General features: G+C 59.3%; 21 protein-coding genes and 1 pseudogene. 6 read left to right on the plus strand and 16 right to left on the minus strand.

The window, feature by feature from the left end:
- The 3 genes and pseudogenes from ACVW0C_RS02830 to ACVW0C_RS02840 all read left to right on the plus strand — a co-directional run.
- Nucleotides 1-446: pseudogene (locus ACVW0C_RS02830) on the plus strand (hypothetical protein); the annotation flags it as partial.
- 138 nt (nucleotides 447-584) lie between these two features.
- Complete coding sequence (locus ACVW0C_RS02835) at nucleotides 585-1,226, plus strand: hypothetical protein (protein WP_457384277.1); 642 nt, start codon at nucleotides 585-587, stop codon at nucleotides 1,224-1,226.
- A gap of 523 nt (nucleotides 1,227-1,749) precedes the next feature.
- Nucleotides 1,750-3,456 (plus strand): hypothetical protein, encoded by a 1,707-nt coding sequence (locus ACVW0C_RS02840; protein ID WP_457384278.1) that lies wholly within the window; start codon nucleotides 1,750-1,752, stop codon nucleotides 3,454-3,456.
- 141 nt (nucleotides 3,457-3,597) lie between these two features.
- Here the strand turns inward: ACVW0C_RS02840 and ACVW0C_RS02845 are convergent, their stop codons facing one another.
- Complete coding sequence (locus tag ACVW0C_RS02845; protein ID WP_457384279.1) at nucleotides 3,598-5,061, minus strand: peptidase M8; 1,464 nt, start codon at nucleotides 5,059-5,061, stop codon at nucleotides 3,598-3,600.
- A gap of 158 nt (nucleotides 5,062-5,219) precedes the next feature.
- On the opposite strand from ACVW0C_RS02845, the gene ACVW0C_RS02850 reads away from it, so the two are divergent.
- Nucleotides 5,220-6,488, plus strand: a complete 1,269-nt coding sequence (locus ACVW0C_RS02850) for a class I SAM-dependent methyltransferase (protein WP_457384280.1) — start codon at nucleotides 5,220-5,222, stop codon at nucleotides 6,486-6,488.
- A 98-nt stretch (nucleotides 6,489-6,586) separates the two neighbouring features.
- Here ACVW0C_RS02850 and ACVW0C_RS02855 read toward each other — a convergent pair whose 3' ends face one another.
- From ACVW0C_RS02855 to rpmJ, 15 genes are all read right to left on the minus strand, one after another.
- Nucleotides 6,587-7,105, minus strand: a complete 519-nt coding sequence (locus tag ACVW0C_RS02855) for a hypothetical protein (protein WP_457384281.1) — start codon at nucleotides 7,103-7,105, stop codon at nucleotides 6,587-6,589.
- Between the two features lie 88 nt (nucleotides 7,106-7,193).
- Nucleotides 7,194-8,315: an ABC transporter ATP-binding protein gene (locus tag ACVW0C_RS02860; RefSeq protein WP_457384282.1), complete on the minus strand. Its 1,122-nt coding sequence runs from the start codon at nucleotides 8,313-8,315 to the stop codon at nucleotides 7,194-7,196.
- Between the two features lie 281 nt (nucleotides 8,316-8,596).
- Nucleotides 8,597-9,037: an Hsp20/alpha crystallin family protein gene (locus ACVW0C_RS02865; RefSeq protein WP_414343518.1), complete on the minus strand. Its 441-nt coding sequence runs from the start codon at nucleotides 9,035-9,037 to the stop codon at nucleotides 8,597-8,599.
- A 176-nt stretch (nucleotides 9,038-9,213) separates the two neighbouring features.
- A complete protein-coding gene (locus tag ACVW0C_RS02870) occupies nucleotides 9,214-9,525 on the minus strand; it encodes a PepSY domain-containing protein (protein WP_457384283.1) in 312 nt (103 codons plus the stop codon).
- Nucleotides 9,526-9,592: 67 nt separating this feature from the next.
- The gene (gene acnB, locus ACVW0C_RS02875; RefSeq protein WP_457384284.1) at nucleotides 9,593-12,217 is read right to left on the minus strand and encodes a bifunctional aconitate hydratase 2/2-methylisocitrate dehydratase; all 2,625 of its coding nucleotides are present in this window, start codon (nucleotides 12,215-12,217) and stop codon (nucleotides 9,593-9,595) included.
- A gap of 103 nt (nucleotides 12,218-12,320) precedes the next feature.
- A complete protein-coding gene (gene prfA / locus ACVW0C_RS02880; protein ID WP_457384285.1) occupies nucleotides 12,321-13,403 on the minus strand; it encodes a peptide chain release factor 1 in 1,083 nt (360 codons plus the stop codon).
- Nucleotides 13,404-13,457: 54 nt separating this feature from the next.
- Nucleotides 13,458-13,682, minus strand: a complete 225-nt coding sequence (rpmE, locus tag ACVW0C_RS02885; RefSeq protein ID WP_414343514.1) for a 50S ribosomal protein L31 — start codon at nucleotides 13,680-13,682, stop codon at nucleotides 13,458-13,460.
- 76 nt (nucleotides 13,683-13,758) lie between these two features.
- Nucleotides 13,759-14,169, minus strand: coding sequence for a 30S ribosomal protein S9 (gene rpsI, locus ACVW0C_RS02890; protein ID WP_011433194.1), 411 nt, complete (start codon nucleotides 14,167-14,169; stop codon nucleotides 13,759-13,761).
- A complete protein-coding gene (gene rplM / locus ACVW0C_RS02895) occupies nucleotides 14,166-14,621 on the minus strand; it encodes a 50S ribosomal protein L13 (RefSeq protein WP_011433193.1) in 456 nt (151 codons plus the stop codon). Before rplM ends, rpsI begins: the two co-directional genes overlap by 4 nt.
- Before the next feature lie 45 nt (nucleotides 14,622-14,666).
- Nucleotides 14,667-15,524, minus strand: a complete 858-nt coding sequence (gene truA, locus ACVW0C_RS02900) for a tRNA pseudouridine(38-40) synthase TruA (protein ID WP_414424562.1) — start codon at nucleotides 15,522-15,524, stop codon at nucleotides 14,667-14,669.
- A 13-nt stretch (nucleotides 15,525-15,537) separates the two neighbouring features.
- Entirely contained in the window at nucleotides 15,538-15,888 is a 351-nt protein-coding gene (gene rplQ / locus ACVW0C_RS02905) for a 50S ribosomal protein L17 (RefSeq protein ID WP_011433191.1), read from the minus strand.
- 95 nt (nucleotides 15,889-15,983) lie between these two features.
- On the minus strand, nucleotides 15,984-16,991 hold the full coding sequence (locus ACVW0C_RS02910; RefSeq protein ID WP_457384286.1) for a DNA-directed RNA polymerase subunit alpha: 1,008 nt from the start codon (nucleotides 16,989-16,991) through the stop codon (nucleotides 15,984-15,986).
- A gap of 150 nt (nucleotides 16,992-17,141) precedes the next feature.
- Complete coding sequence (gene rpsK / locus ACVW0C_RS02915; protein WP_011433189.1) at nucleotides 17,142-17,528, minus strand: 30S ribosomal protein S11; 387 nt, start codon at nucleotides 17,526-17,528, stop codon at nucleotides 17,142-17,144.
- Between the two features lie 84 nt (nucleotides 17,529-17,612).
- Nucleotides 17,613-17,996: a 30S ribosomal protein S13 gene (gene rpsM / locus ACVW0C_RS02920; protein ID WP_011433188.1), complete on the minus strand. Its 384-nt coding sequence runs from the start codon at nucleotides 17,994-17,996 to the stop codon at nucleotides 17,613-17,615.
- 223 nt (nucleotides 17,997-18,219) lie between these two features.
- On the minus strand, nucleotides 18,220-18,336 hold the full coding sequence (rpmJ, locus tag ACVW0C_RS02925; RefSeq protein WP_011433187.1) for a 50S ribosomal protein L36: 117 nt from the start codon (nucleotides 18,334-18,336) through the stop codon (nucleotides 18,220-18,222).
- Nucleotides 18,337-18,770: 434 nt separating this feature from the next.
- Between rpmJ and ACVW0C_RS02930 the strand changes: the two genes are divergently transcribed.
- Both ACVW0C_RS02930 and ACVW0C_RS02935 read left to right on the plus strand, forming a co-directional pair.
- A complete protein-coding gene (locus tag ACVW0C_RS02930) occupies nucleotides 18,771-20,747 on the plus strand; it encodes a carboxypeptidase regulatory-like domain-containing protein (protein ID WP_457384287.1) in 1,977 nt (658 codons plus the stop codon).
- 88 nt (nucleotides 20,748-20,835) lie between these two features.
- Nucleotides 20,836-21,897, plus strand: coding sequence for a carboxypeptidase-like regulatory domain-containing protein (locus tag ACVW0C_RS02935; RefSeq protein ID WP_457384288.1), 1,062 nt, complete (start codon nucleotides 20,836-20,838; stop codon nucleotides 21,895-21,897).
- Nucleotides 21,898-22,420: the final 523 nt, after the last annotated feature.

A 22,420-nucleotide genomic window follows, 5' to 3' on the forward strand; every position in this document is an offset into this window, starting at 1 on the left:
CCGCCCAGAACACAGAGGCCATTGGGCAAGCCTTTGCAGCCATTGGTCAGAACGCAGAGGCCATTGGGCGTGTTTCCACAGTTACTGTCCAGAACACAGAGGCCATTGAGCGTCTTTTCGCAGCCACCGCCCAGAACACAGAGGCCATTGGGCAAGCCTTTGCAGCCATTGGTCAGAACGCAGAGGCCATTGGGCGTGTTTCCACAGTTACTGTCCAGAACGCAGAGGCCATTGGGCGTGTTTCCACAGTTACTGTCCAGAACACAGAGGCCATCGAGCGTCTTTTTGCAGCCACCGCCCAAAACACAGAGGCGATTGGGCAAGTTTTTGCAGCCATTGCCCAAACTAGGGAGTCCATCGCTGAGCTGCGGGCCAGCATTGCCGAGCTGCGCCAGGTGGTTGAGCAGCAAAACCGCGCCATTACCTACCTTATGAGCCAAGACTAGGCCCAGAGCCGTGGATCCCCTTCCTTCTCGGCCAGGGTTGGGGAATAATACCCGTTAGTTCCCCTGAGCTGGCCGTCGCCGAACCAAGACTGCAACCGCTACCCCAATTCTTGCTAATCCTTCGCTGGAGATTTGAGAATGTCTGACCGCAACTTCCCAACCAGTTGGCGTGTTTCCCTTGTTTCCTCAGTGTTGGCCGCCGCTCTGGCCGGGCTGATGGCTGCCTGCGGCTCTTCCTCAAGGGATCCTCTCACGGTTGCCACGCCCACGCCAACTCCGACCCCCACACCAACACCTGTGCCCACTCCAACCCCTACACCAACTCCAACACCCACCCCCACGCCAACTCCGACCCCCACACCCACGGCAACGCCCACCCCGACACCTACTCCCACGCCCACTCCAACTCCAACACCCACTCCGACACCTACTCCCACGCCCACTCCAACTCCAACACCCACGCCAACACCGACCCCGACGCCCACCCCGACTCCTGCCGGCCCGCAGATTACGATCCCGGGCTTGCCCGCAGGGGCCACGGTAACCATTCGACAAGCAGATGGCACGGTGATCGCCACCTCCACCTCGGTGTCTGGGAATGTGGCCACCTTCCCCACTTCCTTTACCATTCCCTTTGGCGGCCAGATCCGGGTGACTCCCGCCATTCCTTCACCTGGGCCGATTGCGGTCGGCGGTACTACCCTTAGCACCTTTGACAACACCACCAACCCTGGCAGCACCACCTACTTCAACTTCGGGCCGGGCATCTCAGTGAACTAGCTTGGGGCTGGCCCTAGAAGGGCAATCGGTTTCCATTCAGGAGCATGACTCTAACCCCCAAAACCCTGAACTTTGCTGAATTTACTGAGCTTTAGGCGGTTTGGCAAAAGTCATTGAGAGGGATATAGTAGACCAAGTTTCCCCCTGATCCTTGAGTCCACCGCAACGGTTGCCGGGAAGTGAAGGGGGAAAGCGCTCGGGGGGTATTCCTCAGGGCTTTGCGGGATACCGCCTTCCTGTTTGGACTCCGTCCCGCTGACGCGAACAGAGATAGGCAGGATGCGATCGCTTCTTTCCTGAACCATGTTCAGGAGAGTTCAGCGTGAATGTATCAGGTGCTAGATGGCAACCGGTTGTCTTCTTCTTCAGCTTTGGGAAAGGCACCGTCGCTGTGCTTTTTTGAGCGCCCTTTGTGGGTATACTTGAGACTAGACTCAAGGTTTGCCTTTGAGTTTCCCTGGGGTGAGCTGGGCAGCTCTTGCTAAAGACGTTGACCCTAGCAAGTTTTTGAAGGAGATCTGCCATGGCTTTCCGCAACTCAAAATCCCGCTTTCGTCACCCGGTAGCTCCCTTGATTTTGGCTTCCTCCCTCGTAGGAGGAGTGGCGGCTTGTTCCCTTACTTCGGATCCTCCGGCTGTTACTCAGCTTCCCCCGACAATTTCAGCTCAGGCGCCAGAAGCAGCAGTGCAGGGCTCTGAGAGCATTGCTTTCTACTACGACGGGGTAAAGACCTCAGTCACCATTAAGGATGCGGCAGTCCTTTTTGCCGCCTGCACCCTCAACACCAACGACTCCGGGAAGATTGTTAACTTTGTCAATAACACGCTCAAGGTGGGGCCGATTACGGCTGCCGACGTGACGGGGTTGGGCGAGCCGCTCAAGCCCTCTGTTTCCGACTTTACTGACGACGGGGTGGTGGACTGCAAGGATGCGGCGGTTTTGTTTGCGGCAATTTCAACAGGTCTTCCGCCGACGGCCAGTAAGATCAATTCCTTCCTTGCCACCACCCTGAAGCTCAGCGGTATCACCGTCACCCAACGGCAGTTGGATACCTTCTTCAGCGAGCCCACCCCGACTCCAACCCCGACCCCGACCCCGACGCCAACTCCCACACCGACTCCGACACCGACACCCACCCCAACGCCGACACCCACCCCAACGCCCACTCCAACGCCAACCCCCGCTGCTCAGTTCTATGTCGATCCGGCTCGTGGTGATGATAACAACTCGGGCGCTTCACGTGATCAGGCATTTAGAACCGTAGCAACAGCTATACAGTCTCCTCTCGTTCGAGCCGCAGCAATTCTTGGGGGCGGGACAGATGTTATTGTAAGGATCATTCGTAGCGGTGACGAGACGGTCTCTAACGACGATATCCAAAGTGCCAATTTACCAATTGGATCCATCACGATAGTTCCTGACGCTGGCGTTAACTTTGAGCTCAAGTTGAGCGGTAATCGTTTAATTCTCGAGAGGGGCAACAAGCTGCAAGGGTTTAGAATTACCAGCGGGGATCCCGGTGGTACTAATACAGGAGCCGCCGCCATCACGCTCGCTGCTGCGGGAACGCCCCTGAAAGACATGATCATTGATTGTACAGGTCTTGGCACTGCTGGTACTGCTGGCGTAGGGTCTGGCGACAGATGTATCGAAGTAACTGCTTCTTTTGCCACCGTCACCCTCGACAATGTGGATGTTTTGATTAAAGGCGACAAAGACTTCACTGCTGGGATCCGCCACGTGGGGACTAGCACAATCCTCAGAGTAATCAATGGCAGCTCGGTTGTGGCTACTGGGCAAGGGTCGTCGGGGAACCAGGGTGTCGTGGGCATTTTGGAGAATTCAATTGTCGGATCTGTAGAGATTGAAGGCCCGAACACAGAGGTCAACTTGAGCGCGATCCAACCTGCTACAGGTGCTCCCAACGTTGCTATCCTCCTAAGAGGTAATTCAGGCCCTGCAAGAAGAGTGATAAACTCCCGGATTAGGGTAAAAGAGGCATCTCCAGGTCAAACAGGTCAAATTGGCGTTTGCGTTGGTAGTAATATTGACGTAACAGTGCAAGGCAACACCTTTACCAATTCTTCTTCGGGAACCAGAAGCATCGCTATCTGTAAAGCAGCTGGAGCTGCAAGTGTGAGTCCTACTCCCCCTCCTCAGTTCAACACGTTCATCAACTTCGGCCAGTCCAGAGAGTTTGTAACTTCTTCCTGCTCTTGCCCCTCCTAACCTTTTCCAGCTCTTTCTCTGGCAGGCCCCTGGCGGGGCCTTTTTTTGTTGCAGCTCCACAACGGGTCGGGCTATCCCTGGGCATTTTGCCAAGGACGAGTTGGGGTAGCGGAGGGCCACCACGCCAAGTCTGGAAGGCTATCAGGGAAGAGGATGGATCTCGCCCCCAATTGGGCCAAAAACCGCATCGTTCCCCAGGAAAAGCCCCTCCCCTGGTCGGATGCGCCCTTCTGGCGGCAGGGCATAGGGATCCGCAGCAGACAGGTTGACGCCCGTGAACCCCAAGTCTTGCATGGCTGCAGCCGTAATACGACTAAGAGCAGGGCGTGCAGGTGGCGGTGGCAGCACCGGCGTCATCAGCTCCAACCCTAGGGTTCGCCGCCAGTGACCTTCGGGAGGTGGCTCAACCTGCACCGGCACATTCCCCGATCCGCCCAGGCTGTTGTACTCAGCAGTGGCCTGCCGGCCGGCAAAGCGCGGGTTGGTGGTGCCGCTGTTGAGGAGAAAAGGACTCCAGTTGGGAACGGTGCCAAACCCCAGAGCATGGCCCAGCTCGTGCAGGACAACGTCAAAGAGGGATCCCTGATCCTCTAAGCGACCCAGATCTGCCGGGTCGATCCCTATCCTGGCATAAGGGATGATGCGGATCCCAGGCCGAAGGGGGCCACAGGGGCCCGCTTGACCCACAACCCTACCCGGACCATCACTCTCAGGGGGGCTGGAGAGGAGCCGGGCGCCGGTTACTTGAACCAAGAGATCATCCACAGGACGATTGACCAGGGGAGTCGGGGGGAAACCAGCTCCGCAGAAGCCAGCCTGCAGAGTTAGGGTGACGTCGGGCAAGTCGCCGGTGATGATCTGTTCCCACCGCCGGGCTGCCCGAAGCACAACCTCTCGCTGGGAGGGGCTGAGGCTGTTGTCGATAAACTCAATCTCGATGTTAAACCCACCAGGAGACGGAGATGGCGAGGGGGTTGGCGGTGGTGGAGGAGGTGAGGGCGTTGGCGTTGGTGGAACTGGCAAGGGGGTTGGTGTCGATGGATCTTCCGGTGGGGGGGGTGGTGTCGGCGAAGGGGAGGCCGTTGGAGGACTTGTGGGGGGAACAAATCCCGGCCCTGGCAGTCTGGCTGCCTGTTCAGGCGTAAGGTTGAGGGGAGGTTGCAGCCGCAAAACGGTGTTGACAAAGGTGTTGATGGGGTTGGCATCGCGGGTCTGCAAAGTGGCAATGGCAAACAAAATAGCCGCATCCCGAATGGTGCCTGGCGTGCCATCCCCATCAAAATCGGAGATGGCCACCGGATTGGGGTCGGCCGTGGTCACCTCAGCCAAGGTGAGAGGAGGCTGCACCCGCAAAACGGTGTTGACAAAGCTGACAATCTGGCTGGGCTGGGTGATCCCGCTGGCTATGGCAAAGGCAATGGCGGCATCGCGGATGGTTACCGATTGCGGGTTGCCGTCGTAGTAGGCAGCAACGCCTCCTTCTGGGGCGGGCGATGAAGTCTCTGGGCGACTGAGGAGGCTGGGCCCGCTAGCTAGCCCACAAGCAGCCAGAATTCCAAGGAGAAAAGTTGCCATTAACCGAAACAGCCGCTTGCGGGGGCTCATCGAAGGATCCCTCTTCCGCCTTCCTGGCTAGTTACGAAACACTCCGCCAGTGTACCATCCTCAGGCTTTTCTGGATTTGCCTCAGTCTTTTGCTTGCTGTGCAGTACGATAGGGTACGTGCTAAGAGTGTTGGGATACCTAAAAGCAGGGAGATCACCATGGCAAAGACCGCTGTGTCTAACCCCGTCCAGGCGCAGTTTGACGAGTTTCCCTACCCAAATGTGCCAATTGAGCAGACGGTTACCGACAACTTTGCTTTGTTTGCCAACAGCCTTACGACGGCCAGGTACCTGCGGGATCGCAAGGTGGTATTGCCGGAAGGCAAGGTGATCCTCAATGCCGGCTGTGGCTCCGGTTGGGAAACCTTAGTTGTGGCAACAGCCAACCCCGGCGCTCGCTATGTGGGTGTGGATATTTCGCCGGAGTCCATCAAGATGGCAGAGCAGCGCTTTAAGTTCCATAAGATTGAAAACGCCCGCTTTCATGTTATGGACATTACCGACATGACGGCGCTGGGGGAGGAGTTTGATTTTATTGCCTGCAACGACGTTCTCTACCTACTGGACGACCCGGTTGCCGGTTTGAAAGGCATGCGGCAGGTGCTCAAGCCCGATGGGATCATCCGCACCAATGTTCATAGCCTTTATCAGCGGCAGTTTATCTTCAACATGCAGGATGCGATGGAGCTGCTGGGGGTGATGGACGAGCCGGCAGCCAAAGCGGTGCCCCTGCTACGAGAGGTGATGGAAGCGCTCACCGACGCCAGCTTTGTGAAGAGCCACTGGAACGGCGATGCCATCAAAACTACAGCGGGGATCCTGGCCAACTTCCTGCTGCGCAGCGACAAGGGCTTTACGGTGCCGCAGGTGTTTGAGATGTTGAGGCAGGCCGGCCTTGAGTTTATCAGCATGGTGAATTGGCAGCAGTGGAAGCTGGAGAGGGTCTTGACCAAGCCGGTGCCCTACTCGATGCGGCAACTCAATAAGTTAAGCGAGGAGCAAAAACTTCACTTCATCGAGCTGATTTTCCCCAACATGACCCGCTTGATTGATTTTTGGTGCGGGCACCCCGGCATTCCCAAGGCTGAGCCGTTTACAAACGACGAATGGTGGAACGGCACGGTGCAAGCCCACCCCCTTCTGGTGAAGTTGGATGCCAAGCAGGCTTTTCTCAACGCCATTCGGGACAACGGGCCTGTCAACATCAACGGCTGGCCGGGAGCTGAGGGGAACATTACCATCGATCCTTTCTCGGTGCGCTGGCTGGTGGATGTCTTCGGCCCCTTGCCGGTGCCGGTGCAATCTCTAGTCCACAAGACCATGGAGATTATGGACTGGACGCAGGAAGAAGCGTTTAGTCAAGTGTTGGCCAACCTGAAGTTTTTGGAAGAACGCCTGGTCATTCTGCTGGATTCCCCACTTCGCTAGGCAAGTGCAAAGCCAGGACTTACGAAAGCCCCCCTGATTCATACATGGGGGCCTTTTTGGTTGACATACCCCCCGCCCTAAAGGACGGGGATTCTTTCTCAGCCAGCAGAATTGCTCTCTTCCCCCTCTTCTTCCGGCAGCGTATCCCCCACCTTGTAGCAAGCTCTCAACTCATACTGCTGGCCATCCCAGCCCATCTCTACCCAAACAGGTGTGTCCCAAGCCCAGTTAATCATCAGGGGCTCATTGCCTTTCCCGTTCGACAATCGCAGCTTTCCATTGACGACTTGGATGGCTGAAGACTTCCATTGAACTTTGGAATAGTACCGACGCCGTCGAGGTGGACGGGCGTTGGGGTCGGTTTGGCGGCGTTCTCGCCAGGACTTCAAAGAGGCAAAGAAGCTTTGCACTACCGCGTCTGCACTGTGAGCATGAAGTGTATTCTCAGGGTCGTTGGGAAACCACCGCATTAGCGTGGAAGGTTTCAACCACAGTCCCTTCTTGCGGACAACCCGCCAAAAGTGAACGAGCACCTTTGAGTACAGCTCGCCTGCTGCCCTGCTCAACAGCTGCAGTTGCTCTGAGACGCCTAGCTTGAGCTTGCGGACAAGGTACATGCAAAGTTGCCTTTTCTGTCGAATAGCATCTTACAAAAGCCGCCCTAGAAGGGCGGGGCTTGTAACCCAGTTTTTTTGGTCATCGTTTTTATCCCAGCCGCTGCTCGGTTTGCGGGTCAAACAGGTGGAAGCGATCCATGTCGAAGACCACTTCTGCCCACTGGTTAACCCGAAGCTGGGTACGGGGATCCACGCGGGCCACAAACTCCTGCTCGGCCAGGATCCCTTCTCGGTCGGTGGTGCTGAGATGGAGGATCACTTCATGGCCGATCAGCTCGGTGACGGAGACCTTAGCCCGCACCGGGGCAGGTTGGATCCCTGGGGGTTGGTACTGGGGATCGTGGATGTTTTCCGGGCGGATGCCGAAGATGACCGACTTGCCGACGTATTGCCAATAGGGCTCTGCCTGGTGGGGCGGGATGGCCACGCGGAAGGCGCCGGTATCGATCCAGAGGGTGCCCTCCTGCTCCCGCAGCTTGGCCTGGAAGAAATTCATGGCGGGGCTGCCGATGAACCCGGCCACAAACAGGTTGGCCGGGCGGGTGTAGAGGGTGTGGGGGGTATCCACCTGCTGCAGGCGGCCATCCTTCATGACGGCGATGCGGTTGCCCATGGTCATGGCCTCCACTTGGTCGTGGGTAACGTAGATAAAGGTGGTGCCCAGTTGCATGTGCAACTTGCTGATCTCGGCCCGCGCCTGTACCCGCAGCTTGGCATCCAAGTTGGAGAGGGGCTCATCCATCAAAAACACCGCCGGATTGCGCACGATGGCCCGCCCGACGGCAACCCGCTGCCGTTGCCCACCCGAAAGTTCCTTGGGCTTGCGGTTGAGCAAGTGCTCGATCCCAAGGCGCTTGGCCACCCCCCTAACCCGGCTTTCGATCTCCGCCCGTGGCAGGCCGCGCAGCTTGAGGCCAAAGGCCATGTTCTCGGCCACGGTCATGTGGGGGTAGAGGGCATAGGATTGGAAGACCATGGCGATATCCCGATCCTTGGGGGGGACATCGTTCACCCGTCGATCGCCAATGTAGATGGAGCCGGCGCTCACTTCTTCCAAGCCGGCCAGCATGCGCAGGGAGGTGGTTTTGCCGCAGCCGGAGGGGCCGACAAAGACGAGAAATTCCCCGTCTTCGACGGTGATGTTCAGGTCATGGACGGCGGTGGTGTCTCTGTAGCGCTTGGTAACGTGTTCGTAGGTAACGCTGGCCATACTCTCAACCTTGGCTCCGTTGCGCACTCAAACCCTATCCAAAGCGGCGGGCAAAAGTCAAAGGGGGGTTCGGTTTAAGTTCGCTAGGGAAGGCTGGGGATCCCTGCAGCGAAGCCAGTTTATGGTCGTTGCCCCTGCCCTTGCCCCGGCCCCTTTCCCAGAAGGAGAGGGGAGCTGGGAAGCCATGGAATCTTGAACCGAAATGTAAAAAAAGGTAGGCTCATCGCCTACCTCTATGGGATCCTTTTTCCCTATTAGGAAGTTGCCTAACCTCTAGGCCATCAGGAGACAACGCTCACTTTAACCACTTGGGCTTTTTCAGAGTCTGCCTTGGGCAAGGTGAGGGTGAGGATCCCATCTTTGTATTCGGCTTTCACCTGATCGTGTTTGATCCGGCTCGGCAGTGGGATCACCCGTTGGAAGCGCCCATAACGGAATTCAGTCCGGGTTACCCCTTTGTCTTCAGAGCGCTTCTCAAATCGCCGTTCCCCGGTGATGGAGACCGCTTCGGCTGTCGCTTGGATATCCAAGTCGTTGGGGTTCAAGCCGGGCAGCTCCAGCTTCAGGGTAATGGTTTCGGGATCATCGTGCATCTCCACTGCCGGCATGAAGGCAAAGCCGTCGGCCTCGGTGGTGCGAGGGATCAACCGGTCGAACATCCGGTTCATTTCCCGTTGAATTTCGTCAATTTCACGAAATGGATCCCAGCGGACAAGAGCCATAGAGCATCCTCCTCCTCTGTTTTGCTTTTTTTGACTTCCACTTCGAGTTTGGAGCTTAGCTTTCGGGGCTCAACTTTAGAGGTGCAAGCAAAACCTCTATGCTTCTAGTGTATTCAAATCTATTCCGAGAAGTGTAGGGTTTTCTGGAATGTTTCTTAGGTGTTTACCCTACAGGTTTATCCATCCAAAACCCTCTGGGACTCCGTATGTTTGGGGCGGCGATGAAGTTTTGTGGGTAACCACATACTGAGACCGGTGGCCACCATCACCAGCAGCCCCAGTCCGTTTAAGAAGGGGTAAACCGCTTGCAGATCGAGGGGGCCCCACTGCCCTTTGTGGATTTGGATCAGCCAGTAGTAGTCGAAGTTTTGGTTAAGGCGGGCAATTTGATACAGGGATCCCGTTAGCACCGTTACCACCAAAGGCACGGCCAGGATGGGGGCAAGGGTGCGGTGGATGCGGCGGATCCTCTTTGGATTCAGGGCCATTGAGCTTTCTCCAGGGCAATGGGGCGATCCCTGCCATGCTATCAGGGCAGCTAGCCCCTATTCTCGCTCAAGAACGGCTCCTGGACAGCTCCTCCACGTGCTGCCGCGGGATGACCCGTCCTTCGTCCTCAAAGCCAGGGATCTCGTGGAAGTTGAGGTAGCGGTACAGCTCGCCGGCAAAGGGCTGGATCTTGGTGGAGACGATCTCTCGGTACTCCTCAGGGGTGGGGATCCGGCCCAAGAGAGCGCAGGCGGCGGCCAGCTCGGCGGATCCCAGATAAACCCGCGCGTCTTTGCCCATGCGGTTGTTGAAGTTGCGGGTGGAGGTGGACATGACGGTGGCCCCGTCTTCCACGCGGGCTTGGTTGCCCATACACAAGCTGCATCCCGGCATTTCCGTTCTGGCCCCGGCGGCAGCAAAGGTGCCGTACACGCCTTCCGAGCGCAGTTGTGCCTCATCCATGCGGGTGGGCGGACAGATCCAGAATTGGCGCACCTTGGCCCGCCCTTGGCCTTCCAGGATTTTGGCGGCGGCGCGGTAGTGGCCGATGTTGGTCATGCAGGAGCCGATGAAAACTTCGTCAATCTTGATCGGCGTATCGGGGTTGCCGGCGGCGTGTTGGGCATGGACTTCGCTCAGGGTCATCACCTTGTCGGGATCGTTGGGGGCACAGACGATCGGCTCGGTGATGGTGCTGAGGTCGATTTCGATGACTTCGGCGTATTCAGCGTCGGCATCCGCCTCCATCAGGCTGGGGTTGGCCAGCCATGCTTCCATTTTGGCGATGCGCCGCAGCAAGGTTCTCGCATCCTGGTAGCCGCGGGCGATCATGTTCTTCAGCAGCACCACGTTGGAGCGCAGATATTCTGAGACCGTCTCGAGGCTCAGCTGGATGGTACAGCCGGCACAGTTGCGCTCTGCCGAGGCATCGGTAAACTCGAAGGCCTGCTCCACCTTCAGATCCGGCAGGCCCTCGATCTCCATGATGCGCCCGGCAAAGACGTTTTTCTTGCCTTTTTTCTCAACGGTGAGCAGCCCCCTCTGAATGGCCACGTAGGGGATGGCATGGACAATGTCCCGCAGGGTGATCCCCGGCTGCAGTTCCCCCTTAAAGCGCACCAGCACCGATTCCGGCATGTCCAAGGGCATCACCCCCATGGCGGCGGCAAAGGCCACCAGACCGGATCCCGCCGGGAAGGAGATCCCCAAGGGGAAGCGGGTGTGGGAGTCGCCCCCGGTGCCGACGGTATCCGGCAGGAGCATGCGGTTGAGCCAGGAGTGGATAATGCCATCGCCGGGACGCAGGACAACGCCCCCGCGGGAAGCGAAAAAGTCGGGCAGCTCTTTGTGGATCTGGATGTCCACCGGCTTGGGATAGGCGGCGGTGTGGCAGAAGCTCTGCAGCACTAGGTCGGCGTTGAAGCCCAGACAGGCCAGCTCCTTCAGCTCATCGCGGGTCATGGGGCCGGTGGTGTCCTGGGATCCCACCGTGGTAATGAGGGGCTCACAACTGGTGCCCGGGCGCACGCCTGGCAGCCCACAGGCTTTGCCCACGATTTTTTGCGCTAGGGTATAGCCTTTGCCGGTGTCTGCCGGTGGAGTGGGGCGGATAAACAAGGTCGAGGGAGGCAAACCCAAGGCTTGGCGGGTTTTGTCGGTGAGGGCACGGCCAATCAACAGGGGAATACGTCCCCCCGCCCGCACTTCGTCGGGGAGGGTCACGGGCCGCAGGGAAAAGGTGGAGAGAACTTGGCCGCTCTCCGAGCGGATGACGCCCTCGTAGGGGTAGATCGTCACCACCATGCCGGTTTCCAGGCGGGAGACATCGCACTGGATGGGCAAGGCCCCGGCATCTTCGGCGGTGTTGAAGAAGATGGGCGCAATGGTGCCCCCCAGGATCACCCCCCCAGCCCGCTTGTTGGGCACATGGGGAATGTCGTGGCCGATGTGCCAGAGCAGCGAGTTGAGGGCGGATTTGCGGGAGGAGCCGGTGCCTACCACATCCCCCACAAAGGCAACGGGATGGCCGCGGCGCTTCAGCTCGGCAATGGTAACCAGGGATCCTGGAGCGCGGGACTCCAGCATGGCTTGGGCGTGGAGGGGGATATCCGGGCGGGTGGTGGCGTGGGCGGCGGGGGAAAGGTCATCGGTGTTGATCTCGCCGGCAACCTTGAACACTGTTACAGTGATGGCTGCGGCCAGGGGAGCTTTGGCGGTAAACCATTCGCCCTTGGCCCAGGACTCGATCACCTGTTGGGCATAGGCATTGCCGGACTGGCTCAGCTCCAGCACATCGTGAAAGGCATCGAAAACCAGCAGGGTGTGGCTGAGGGCGCGGGCTGCTGCCGCTGCAATCTCACTCCGGGGATCCCGCAACAGATCCAGCAAAACCTGGACGTTGTAGCCCCCCAGCATGGTGCCCAAGAGCTCCACCGCCCGCAGGGGAGTGATCAACGGGGATTCAACCTCCTCCTTGGCCACAGCGGCCAAAAAGCCCGCTTTCACATAGGCGGCTTCATCGACCCCCGGCGGGACGCGCTCTGTTAAGAGGTGCAACAAAAAGGCTTCTTCGCCAGCGGGCGGGGCCTTCAGGAGCTCGCACACCTGGCTGGTCTGGGCAGCGTTTAAGGGCAGCGGCGGGATCCCTTGGGCCTCGCGGGCAGCGGCGTGTTGGCGGTATTCGGCCAGCATGGGGGTTTAGGCACTCGACGTGGGTAATTTATTCTACCGCTAGCTCGGCAGAGGAAAGGTCCTCGAGAAGGGATCCCATTCGCTGGCGGTAACTCAGCTTGGCCTAGGATAGCTCTGCCAACAGCTCTTTTTGGTAAAGGCCAATACAAGCTTGGATCAAGTCGTCCAGCTCCCCATCCAAGATGGGCTGCAGAGGGAAATTCTGGTTGAGGCGGTGGTCGGTAACGCGGTTGTCCTTGTAGTTGTAGGTGCGAATTTTTTCCGAGCGGGATCCCGTTCCCACCTGCATGCGCCGAGCAGAGCTGATGGAGGCCTGTTGCTCCTGCAGCTTCATCTCGTAGAGTTTGGCCCGCAAAATCTGCATGGCCCGCTGGCGGTTCTGCAGCTGGGAACGCTCCTCAGTACAAAACACCCGGATCCCGGTGGGCTTGTGGAGAAGATCCACCGCCGTCTCCACCTTGTTCACGTTTTGGCCGCCTGCCCCCCCAGAACGTGCCGTTTTGATTTCGATGTCTTTCGGGTCGATGACCACCTCCACCTCGTCCACCTCTGGCATCACTGCCACCGTGGCCGTCGAGGTGTGGACACGGCCTTGCGCTTCGGTGACGGGCACCCGCTGCACCCGATGCACGCCAGCTTCAAACTTGAGCTTGCTGTACACCTGATCCCCTTGAATCTCCAGGATCGCCTCTTTGTAGCCCCCCAGCTCTCCTTCCGAGAGGCTCGCCAGACGCACCGACCAGCCCAGCTTTTCGGCGTAGCGGGTGTACATGCGGGCCAGATCCGCCGCCCACAGCGCCGCCTCCTCCCCACCGGTGCCGGCGCGAATCTCCAACATGATGTTCTTGTCGTCGTTGGGATCCCGGGGCAGCAGCAGCAGGGTGAGCTTTTCCTCCAGTTGTTCTTGGCGGGCCCGCAGTTGCTCAAGTTCCGCTCTTGCCATCGCCTCCAGCTCCGGGTCGGAGGCCGATTCCCGCAAAAGTTCTTCCGTCTGTTGCAGATCGCGATTCAGCTTTTGCCAGTCGTGAAAAGCCTCGACGGTGGCCTCCAAGGAGGAGCGGGCCTTGGCGATCCGCTGCAGCTCAGCGGGATCCGTGGCCACGTCCGGATCCGCCAAGCGCACCGTCAGCTCCTGAAAGGTGGCTTCGACATTCTTAAGCTGGTCGATCAGTTGAGCAGAAGCCATAGACTTGCGATACCCAGGAATCCAAGTATTGCCCACACCCAGATGGGGGAACCTCTACTTGGCCTTTTTGCCACCGCTCATGCCGTATTTGCGCATGAACTTCTCCACCCGGCCTTCGCTGTCGATGATCTTCTGGCTGCCGGTGAAAAAGGGATGGTTGCCCGACCAAACATCCACCCTGAGCTCCGGCTTGGTGGATCCCACCGTCATCACCACTTCGCCATTGCAGATGACTTTGGCTTCTGGATACCACTGCGGGTGCAATCCTTTCTTGGGCATAACCCTTTCCTCCTCTGGGCCTGTTTCTATACCCTTGTCTATCAACATCTTCCTCTAAAAACAACGGCAGGGATCCCTAGCGCTTCGAGTACTGGGGAGCCTTGCGGGCCTTGCGCAGGCCGTATTTCTTCCGCTCCACGGCGCGCGGATCCCGTTTCAGATAACCCTCTACTTTCAAAGGGCCGCGATTGGCCGGATCCACCTCGCAGAGGGCGCGCGCTACCCCCAGCTTGATCGCATCCGCCTGGCCGTGAACACCGCCGCCATGGGCTCGCACCAGAATATCGTAGGAGTTTTCCAGACCAAGGATCTCCAGCGGCCCCTTCACACTGGCCAGCAGGGCTTCTTGATACTGCAGATACTGGTCTCCCGGCCTGTCGTTGATGATGATTTTGCCCGTGCCGGGCACCAAACGCACGCGGGCAACGGCGGTTTTGCGGCGTCCCGTTCCCCAATAAACGGCTCGTTGGCTGCTCGCTTGAGTCATGCTTTGGCTCCTGGGATCGTGTTGAGGGGATAAACTTGGGGCTGCTGGGCCTCATGAGGGTGGTTTGGCCCGACATAAACTTTCAGCTTGGTGAATTGCCGCCGGCCCAAACGGGTGTGGGGCAACATTCCCTTGACCGCTTTTTCCACCACCCGCTCCGGCAGGCGCGCCTGCAGTTGGGCAAAGGTTTCCACTTTCATGCCGCCAGGACGGCCAGAGTGGCGGCGGTAGAGCTTTTGGGTGCGCTTTTTGCCAGTGACCACCACTTTCTCAGCGTTGATCACAATTACATAGTCCCCCGTATCCAGGTGAGGGGTGAAGTCCGGTTTATGCTTACCCCGCAAGAGGGTGGCCACAGCGGCGGCCAAGCGGCCCAGGCGCTGATTGGCAGCATCCACCAGATACCAGCGGGGCGCCAGAGTCTCGGGGTTGGGAAGGGGAGTTTTGTTCATGGCAGGCAAGGAAACATATCAGGACAAGCTTGGAGATCGCCCAGATCAACCGCAGGAATGGGCCAACGCAGCCGGCGACCGGAGGGCGGAGGGAGGCTCTGTGGGCAAGGCCCAAAAGGGCGGCGAGTGGGCGAACTGTTGACCGAAGGGATCCGCAGCATAGCCCACATCCGTCAGGCACAGCCCTTGCGGAGGAGCGCTGTAGCGGGTGCGCATCTGGCTCCAGTCGTTGTGTTGCCACAGGTGGACAAATTGGGCTGGGCTGAGCTCGCCCCGGCCCACCACCTCTAGGGATCCCACCAAGAGCCGCATCATCCGGTAGAGGAAGCCGCTGGCCTGCACCTCAATGCTGATCAAGTCCCCCAGCCGCTGGCAGAGCACCTCCTGCACCTGTACCCGCGAGTGGGGCCGATCCGATCCCCGCCGCCGGAAGGCTTCCAAGCTGTGCTCCCCCAGCAGGGAATTCAGGGCTTCCGCCATCGGCTCCACCTGCAGAGGCCAACGCACTTGCCAGCTAAAGAGGCGCCAGAACACATCCGGTCGCTCCCGGTTCAGGATCAGGTAGCGGTAACGGCGCCAGCGAGCCGAAAAGCGGGCGTGCCAGGAGTCAGGCACTTGAGCAGAAGCCAGCACTACCACATCTTCCGGCAGACAGTCGTTCAGCACCCTCGACCACTCCGCCGCAGGGATGCCGGAGGTGGTGTCGAAGTGGGCCACCTGGCCTGCAGCATGAACCCCCGTATCGGTGCGACCGGCCCCATAGAGGGTTACCGGATGCCCCGCCCGCGACGCAATCGCCTCCTCCAGCACCCCTTGCACGGTACGGCGGGCTGCCTGGCGCTGCCAGCCATAGAACCTGCTGCCGAGGTACTGAATTCTCAGGGCAATGCGACGGTACGGCATGGATCCCTTTCCGCTACACCAGCTCGATGACCGCCATTTCTGCTCCATCCCCCCGCCGATGCACGGTGCGCAAGATGCGGGTATAGCCACCGGGCCGATCCCGGTAGCGCTCAGGAGCCTGCTCAAACAGGGAGCGCACCAGCTCCTTGTCGTAGATGTAGGCCAGCGCCTGTCGCCGCGCCGCCAGGGATCCCTCTTTGGCCAGGGTGATCATCTTCTCGGTGGTGGCCCGAATGGCTTTGGCGCGGGCTTTGGTGGTGGTGATCCGCCCTTCCCGCAGCAGAGCCGTGGTCAGCGCCCGCATCAGGGCCTTGCGCTGGTCGGCGGGCTTATTGAGGTGGGGGGTACGACGGCGGTGGCGCATGGTAACCTCTGTCTTGTGTCCTACACTCTTCCGGGATCCTTGCGTTTTGACGCGGTTGTGCTAGCGGTGCAGATGCTTGAGACGGAACCTAAACTCTAGGCCTTGCCTTTTTCGCGGGTGCGGGGCAGTGTCAGACCAAAGCGGGCTTTCAAAGCCTGCACCACCTCTTCGGCAGACTTCTGGCCAAAGTTTTTGATCTCCAGCAGATCTTCCTCGGTATAGAGCAGCAGATCGGCCACCGTGTTGATCTGAGCTCGCTTCAGACAGTTGTAGGCTCGTACCGAGAGCTGTAGCTCCTCGATGGGGATCTGGTTTTTTTGGTTGTCCTCGGCTGGCTGGGGCGGCACAGGAGCATCGAAGCTGACCTCCTGCAGCGGTGCGAACAAGCCCACCAAAATGCGGGCCGCTTGGCTGAGGGCCTCTTGCGGGGTGAGGCTGCCGTTGGTCCAGATTTCCAATACTAGCCGATCTTTTTCCAGGAATTGGCCCACCCGAGCTGCTTCCACAGCGTAGTTCACCTTGCGCACCGGCATGAAGACAGAGTCGATCTGCAGAAAATCAATCGCCATCGCTTTGCTGTCGGAGTAATCGACGGCGCGGTAGCCATGTCCCCGGCCAATCATGAACTCCATTTCCAAAATCGCCCCTTCCGCCAGGGTGGCAATGTGGTGACGGGGGTTGATCACCTCCACATCGCTGGGCAATTGCAGCTTCTCAGCAGTAACTTCCCCTGGCCCCTGAGCCACCAAGCGGCCCACCTGAGTCTCGGGGGAACTGGAGCGCAGCACCAGCTCCTTCATGTTTAGAAGGATCTCCATCACGTCTTCCCGCACCCCCGGCACCGTGGAAAACTCGTGGGTCACCCCGGCAATGCGTACAGCAGTCACCGCCGTCCCCTCCAGATTGGAGAGCAACACCCGCCGCAAAGCGTTGCCCACCGTGATCCCTTGGCCGCGCTCCAGCGGCCCCAAAGCAAATTTGCCGTAGTGAACGCCGTTATCATCCCGATGAGATTCGACACACTCGGTCTGGTAGGCAACAGCACTTGCGCTCGCTCTGCTGCCCAGAGAGTGGGAGAGGGTTCGGCTGGTTTGAATCGTCATGGTGGCCCCGTCCGTCTGGCTCGATATCCGTTTGGAGAACTGATGAAACTTCGAGGTCATCTCACGCTTGGGCAGACCTTCGCTGGGGCATGGCGTAGCTCTGGAGAAAACCCCCTACAGACGCTCGACCAGCCCTCAACGCGGGATCCTTCAGACACGCCGCCGCTTGGGAGGACGGCAACCGTTGTGGGGAATGGGGGTAATATCTCGAATCAGAGTAATTTCCAGGCCCGTTGCCTGTAGAGCGCGAATGGCGGTTTCCCGACCGGCTCCCGGCCCGCTGACCATCACTTCGATCTGGCGCATGCCGTTCTCCATGGCTTGACGCGCCGCACTTTCTGCTGCCATTTGGGCGGCGAAGGGAGTGCCCTTTTTGGCCCCTTTGAAGCCCGTAGAACCTGCCGAGGCCCAAGACACCACATCGCCATTGGGATCCGTGATGGTGACGATGGTGTTGTTGAAGGTGGACTGAATGTAGGCCACCCCATTGGGGATGTTCTTTTTGACTTTACGTCCGCGCCGTTGCTGCCGAGCCATGATCCAGGTGTCCTTGCAATCGACTGTTTGGGGTTGGGATTCGGGATGGTGGAAGAGTTTTGCCTTCCGCGCAAAGCCGAGCGACTACTTCTTGGCAGGAGCTTTCTTCTTGCCGGCCACCGTTTTCCTGACCCCCTTGCGGGTGCGGGCGTTGGTGCGGGTGCGCTGACCACGCACGGGCAGACCCAGGCGATGGCGACGACCTCGATAGGTGCCGATGTCGATCAGCCGCTTGATGTTCATCGCCTCCTGGCGGCGCAGATCCCCTTCCACCTGGTATTCGCCCTCCACCACCGTTCGCAGGGCGGCCACCTCAGCGTCGGTGAGGTCGCGGGTACGAGTATCCGGATTGATACCGGTCTTCGCCAAAATCTGGCGGGAGCGGGTTAGCCCAATGCCGTAAATGTAGGTGAGGGCAATCTCCACTCGCTTTTCTCGGGGGATGTCAACTCCCGCAATCCGTGCCATAGTCAGGGGTACCTTTCAAATCAAACCAACTCGAACACACTTGCCCAGTAGGGATTGAGTTGCCTGCCTGAGATGGGATCCTCATTCAGAGAAATGTTGCTGTAGAGATGCCGGTCTTGGGATCCATGCTCACCGAGAGGTCTAGCCAACGTTTTGCTCGGTTGTGTCGGAAGCCTTTGCCTCTGTCTCCCATTGCAGGCTGAACCCACCCACCATCGACCCTCTAGCCCTGCCGCTGCTTGTGCTTGGGGTTGGAAGAACAAATGACCATCACCCGACCGTGGCGGCGGATGACTCGGCATTTCTCGCAGATCCGACGGACGGAAGGCCGCACCTTCATGGTTGATCCTGACAAAACCAGCGAATATCCATTCTATGTTCGTCTGGGCAACCTGTCAAAATGTGTTTGGGTTTGCTGACAGCGAGCGGACAGTCGGGTTGGCTATACTGGTTGGGCGAGGATCTGATACATTCACGCTGAACTCTCCTGAACATGGTTCAGGAAAGAAGCGATCGCATCCTGCCTATCTCTGAGCAGGAAGGCGGTATCCCGCAAAGCCCTGAGGAATACCCCCCGAGCGCTTTCCCCCTTCACTTCCCGGCAACCGTTGCGGTGGACTCTAAGGATCAGGGGGAAACTTGGTCTACTATATCCCTCTCAATGACTTTTGCCAAACCGCTTAAAGCTCAGTAAATTCAGCAAAGTTCAGGGTTTTGGGGGTTAGAGGCATGCTCCTGAGTCAAAGTAGGCGCGACTGTGGGGTGGAGAAGGCCATGCGGTGGCAATGGCTGGTTGTGCTGAGTGGTGTGCTGGGGCTGGGATCCCCTGTGTTGGGGCAAGGGATCCCTTCGCCGGAGGCAGGCTCCTCCTCTGCGGTGGAGAACTTTTCGACGGACGGGAACGGCCTGAGGACAGAGGGGGATTGGCTTTTGCCCTTGCGCAGCTCTGCCGATCGCATCGATGGGGTACCGGATCGGGGCTGGGTTGCGGTTGGGCTGTTGGAGGAGCAGGCCGTGACCCTGCTGGATGGGGCCAGCGGGGATCCCCTGTGGCAGGTGGCGGTGGGGTTTGCTCCCAGTGTGGTGCGGGTGGATGAGGCACGGCAGGTGGTCTACGCCTCTGGCCCCAATGCCCCTGGGCTGGTGGCCCTCGATCTGCTGACGGGGGAGCTGATTCAGGCTTATGGGTTGCCGGCAGGGGTTTTGGATATTGCCGTGGATGGGGTCACAGGGCGGGTTTTCGCCTCCATGCCTTCTGCCCAGAGTTTGGCGGTGATGGCTGCTCCCCTGCGCGTCAGCGGTGCGCAAAGCGATCCCTCAGAGCAGCCGCAAGCCCGCAATTTGCCGATGCCCGGCCCCCCTTTGGCGCTGGCCTACGATGCGCAGCGGGGATCCCTGTTTGTGGGTCTAGCCGGGGAGGATCCCCTCAGTTTGCTGGTGGTCAACCCAGACAATGGGGAGTTGTTGGCCCGTTGGCGCGGCGGCAATACTCCGGAAGCGATGGCTTTGGATGCGGAACGGCAACGCTTGGTGGTGCTCAACTCGGGCAGCCAAGACCTGACGGTGCTGGATCTGAGCCGCAGCGGCGAGGCCCTGCAGCGGGTTGGCCTGGATTGGCGACCGACGCGGCTGGCCCTTTCCCCGGATGGACGTTGGGCTTACGTGACCTCCCGCGATAGCGACCGCCTGCAGCTGGTGGATTTGCAGACGGGGCGATTGGCAGCCTCACTGCGGCTGCAGGGACAACCGACGGGTCTGGTGATGCTGGGGGAGCGGGATCTGTGGGTGGTGGCAGCAGGGATCCCAGCTTTGCGCCGTTTGCAGGATATTCAGGCTCAAGTTGGCGACGGCGGGACAGAGGTCCTGAACGGGGGAGTCCCCTCTCCAGGCAACCGCGGTGTGGTGACCGGGCGGGTGCTGGATATTGCCGGCCAACCTGTTCAGACGGGGGTTTTGCACTTGGCCGCCACGCCAACCCAACCCCAGCAAACTGTTCGCATTGCTGCCGACGGCACTTACGTGCTGCCGGAACTGCCGGCCGGCCTGTATTTGGTAGATGTGGAGGTGCCGGGTTTTCCGCTGACCAGCACCCAGGTGGAAGTCCGGGCCGGCTTTGTCTCCACTCAGGATATTCGTCTGCCGCCCGGGGAACCGACCCGCCAGCCGGAGGGCATTGGCCTTTTGCCCGATGAACCCGTTTACTCGGATGAGCTGGCCCGCCACCTCAGCATGGCCCTGAAGGAGTTGCAGCCCCAGCGACCAGTGATCCTCTTGAAGGGGCCTTTGGGGCCGGATCCCCGGTTTGAGCCGCTTCTGCCCCTCACCCAGGGCCTGACTTTGTTGGATCGGGATGAGCGCTACACCGCCGACTTGGCCAAGCTGAAGGTGATCGGGGATGCCCTGGGATTGCGCTACATCCTTTTGACCCAGATGCAGATCTCGCGGGACTACAACCGCCAGGGCAACTCTCTGCTGAATACAGCCTTACGCTTTGTGGCCCCGACGGTGCCGGTGGAAATTCCCAACTTCACCCCCAACCAGCTGCGCAGCCGCGGGGTGGTGGTGGTGGTGGACTTGCAGAGGGATCGACCTGGGGATCGGGCCCGCTACTACGAAGCCTATGGGCGGGATGATGTGGGCGGGGATCCGATGTTTGAAGATGCGGCAGCGGGCCTATTTCGGCTGCAGGTGCGCAACATGGTGCCGGTGTTTGTCCAACAATGGCAAACCAACAACCCCTTTTCTGGGTGAGGATCCCTGCAGCAGGATCTTGCCCTGTTCGCGTCAGGGGTGCGGAGCAGAATAGAACCGACTGCTACTACCGGATGCAACCTTCGCCATGCCTTTTTTCTTCTTTCATCCTCTCCGGCACAGGATTAGCTATCGCTACGCGACGCTCTCGCGAACAGGCAGTCTGGCCCTCTGCGGCTGGCTGGCACTGGCTTCAGGAGCGCTGGCTCAGGCTCCGGCCACCCCCATTCCGCGGTTGACGCCGTTGTTTCCCTCCCAAAACAGAGGGCAGCCCCAGGGAACGGCACGGCTGGTGGGGCAGGTGAGCAACAGCGTGGGACAACCTGTGGCGGGGGCACAGGTGCAGTTGGAGGGCATGGAGAACCCCAATCAGCCGATTCAAACCGATGAGCGGGGCGCTTTTGAGCTAGACCAAGCCCCAGCCGGGCGTTGGCTGTTGACGGTGTGGCACCCCGACTATGAAAAGGCAGAGCAGGAGATCCTCCTGCAAGCGGGCCTGACCACCCCTGTGGATGTGGTTTTGCAGGTGCCGATTCGGCCTCAACCCCGCCGTCGCCTTGGCATTTTGGGGGTGGGAGGGTTGGAGCACACCCAACTGTTGGGCCAGCGCCTGGCCATAGAGGCGGTGCGTCTGGACTTGATCCCCAACGGCGAGAAGGTGGTGCCTCTGGACAACCGTCGCATTCAGCCCATTTTGCAGAAGGTGGGCTGGCCCATCTACGAGCTGTTTGAGTGGGATCGCCGCAAGCCGGAGGCGGTGGGCCAATTTTTCGATTACCTGGGCCTGGAAGCCATCGTCATCGCCCGCGTCGATGTCCTCACTCGACCAGCTTCGCCAACGGAGCTGAGCCTGCGTTCCCGCAGCCGCCTGGAACTGTGGCGGTTTGATGAGCAAGGCAACCTTGTGGTAGATATCCTGGCCGAGGCCAGTCGCGATCAGGTGGAGCGGAGCAACCTCAATGCTGCCGAGCTGGCCCAGCTTTATCAAATCCAAGTCACCCAGATGGCTGCTGAGGTGGGATCCCGCTGGAAGGAGCATCACCCGCTGGCCCAGTACCTAGAACTGGCTCAGGGAGAAGCCCCACCCCCACGCTCTCGCCTGGATACGGCTGTGGAGCTGCGCATACCCTCTGCCACACCGACTCCCTAGGTCTTAAGCAGAACAGCTCCGGGATCTCTTCTGTTGTCGTGAAAGAGATTGTCCTCTGAGTTCGTCTAGCAACGACGGGAGAAGCCGCCCGAAGAGTGGCGAGAAGAGCTGCCCCCCGATGAAGGGCGGGAGGAGGAGCCGAAAGAGCCAGAAGAGCGCGAGGAGCCGCCACAACAGGAGCTTGCAAAGCTTGGATCTGGTTTTGCAGTTGTCTGCAGCGACGCTGCCTGCGCCAGTACATTGTGCCGCCGATTATCCCTGCAGCACCTGCCCCCACCCCTACCAACGGCCAGGGCGAAGGGGGAGCATGACTCTAGTCAATAATAAGCTCAACTATACTGAAAATAATGTATAATATGTTCAGTACGGATTACTACCAGTTGATCTTTCTGTTTACTTTCGAGTCTGCCAACATGGTAGCCAAAGTAAAGCAGAAAATTGGTAGTAAGACGACACGGAAACTGCGCTTTGGGTATTCTACTCAAAGCTTTGCGGGATACCGCCATTCTGTTTGGACTCCGTC

It is taken from the genome of Thermostichus sp. OS-CIW-26 (assembly GCF_054058395.1).

Coding starts and splice junctions, on each gene's coding strand:
- ACVW0C_RS02835 (WP_457384277.1), top strand. CDS start 585: ATGTCTGACCGCAACTTCCCAACCAGTTGGCGTGTTTCCCTTGTTTCC.
- ACVW0C_RS02840 (WP_457384278.1), top strand. CDS start 1,750: ATGGCTTTCCGCAACTCAAAATCCCGCTTTCGTCACCCGGTAGCTCCC.
- ACVW0C_RS02845 (WP_457384279.1), bottom strand. CDS start 5,061: ATGAGCCCCCGCAAGCGGCTGTTTCGGTTAATGGCAACTTTTCTCCTT.
- ACVW0C_RS02850 (WP_457384280.1), top strand. CDS start 5,220: ATGGCAAAGACCGCTGTGTCTAACCCCGTCCAGGCGCAGTTTGACGAG.
- ACVW0C_RS02855 (WP_457384281.1), bottom strand. CDS start 7,105: ATGTACCTTGTCCGCAAGCTCAAGCTAGGCGTCTCAGAGCAACTGCAG.
- ACVW0C_RS02860 (WP_457384282.1), bottom strand. CDS start 8,315: ATGGCCAGCGTTACCTACGAACACGTTACCAAGCGCTACAGAGACACC.
- ACVW0C_RS02865 (WP_414343518.1), bottom strand. CDS start 9,037: ATGGCTCTTGTCCGCTGGGATCCATTTCGTGAAATTGACGAAATTCAA.
- ACVW0C_RS02870 (WP_457384283.1), bottom strand. CDS start 9,525: ATGGCCCTGAATCCAAAGAGGATCCGCCGCATCCACCGCACCCTTGCC.
- acnB (WP_457384284.1), bottom strand. CDS start 12,217: ATGCTGGCCGAATACCGCCAACACGCCGCTGCCCGCGAGGCCCAAGGG.
- prfA (WP_457384285.1), bottom strand. CDS start 13,403: ATGGCTTCTGCTCAACTGATCGACCAGCTTAAGAATGTCGAAGCCACC.
- rpmE (WP_414343514.1), bottom strand. CDS start 13,682: ATGCCCAAGAAAGGATTGCACCCGCAGTGGTATCCAGAAGCCAAAGTC.
- rpsI (WP_011433194.1), bottom strand. CDS start 14,169: ATGACTCAAGCGAGCAGCCAACGAGCCGTTTATTGGGGAACGGGACGC.
- rplM (WP_011433193.1), bottom strand. CDS start 14,621: ATGAACAAAACTCCCCTTCCCAACCCCGAGACTCTGGCGCCCCGCTGG.
- truA (WP_414424562.1), bottom strand. CDS start 15,524: ATGCCGTACCGTCGCATTGCCCTGAGAATTCAGTACCTCGGCAGCAGG.
- rplQ (WP_011433191.1), bottom strand. CDS start 15,888: ATGCGCCACCGCCGTCGTACCCCCCACCTCAATAAGCCCGCCGACCAG.
- ACVW0C_RS02910 (WP_457384286.1), bottom strand. CDS start 16,991: ATGACGATTCAAACCAGCCGAACCCTCTCCCACTCTCTGGGCAGCAGA.
- rpsK (WP_011433189.1), bottom strand. CDS start 17,528: ATGGCTCGGCAGCAACGGCGCGGACGTAAAGTCAAAAAGAACATCCCC.
- rpsM (WP_011433188.1), bottom strand. CDS start 17,996: ATGGCACGGATTGCGGGAGTTGACATCCCCCGAGAAAAGCGAGTGGAG.
- rpmJ (WP_011433187.1), bottom strand. CDS start 18,336: ATGAAGGTGCGGCCTTCCGTCCGTCGGATCTGCGAGAAATGCCGAGTC.
- ACVW0C_RS02930 (WP_457384287.1), top strand. CDS start 18,771: ATGCGGTGGCAATGGCTGGTTGTGCTGAGTGGTGTGCTGGGGCTGGGA.
- ACVW0C_RS02935 (WP_457384288.1), top strand. CDS start 20,836: ATGCCTTTTTTCTTCTTTCATCCTCTCCGGCACAGGATTAGCTATCGC.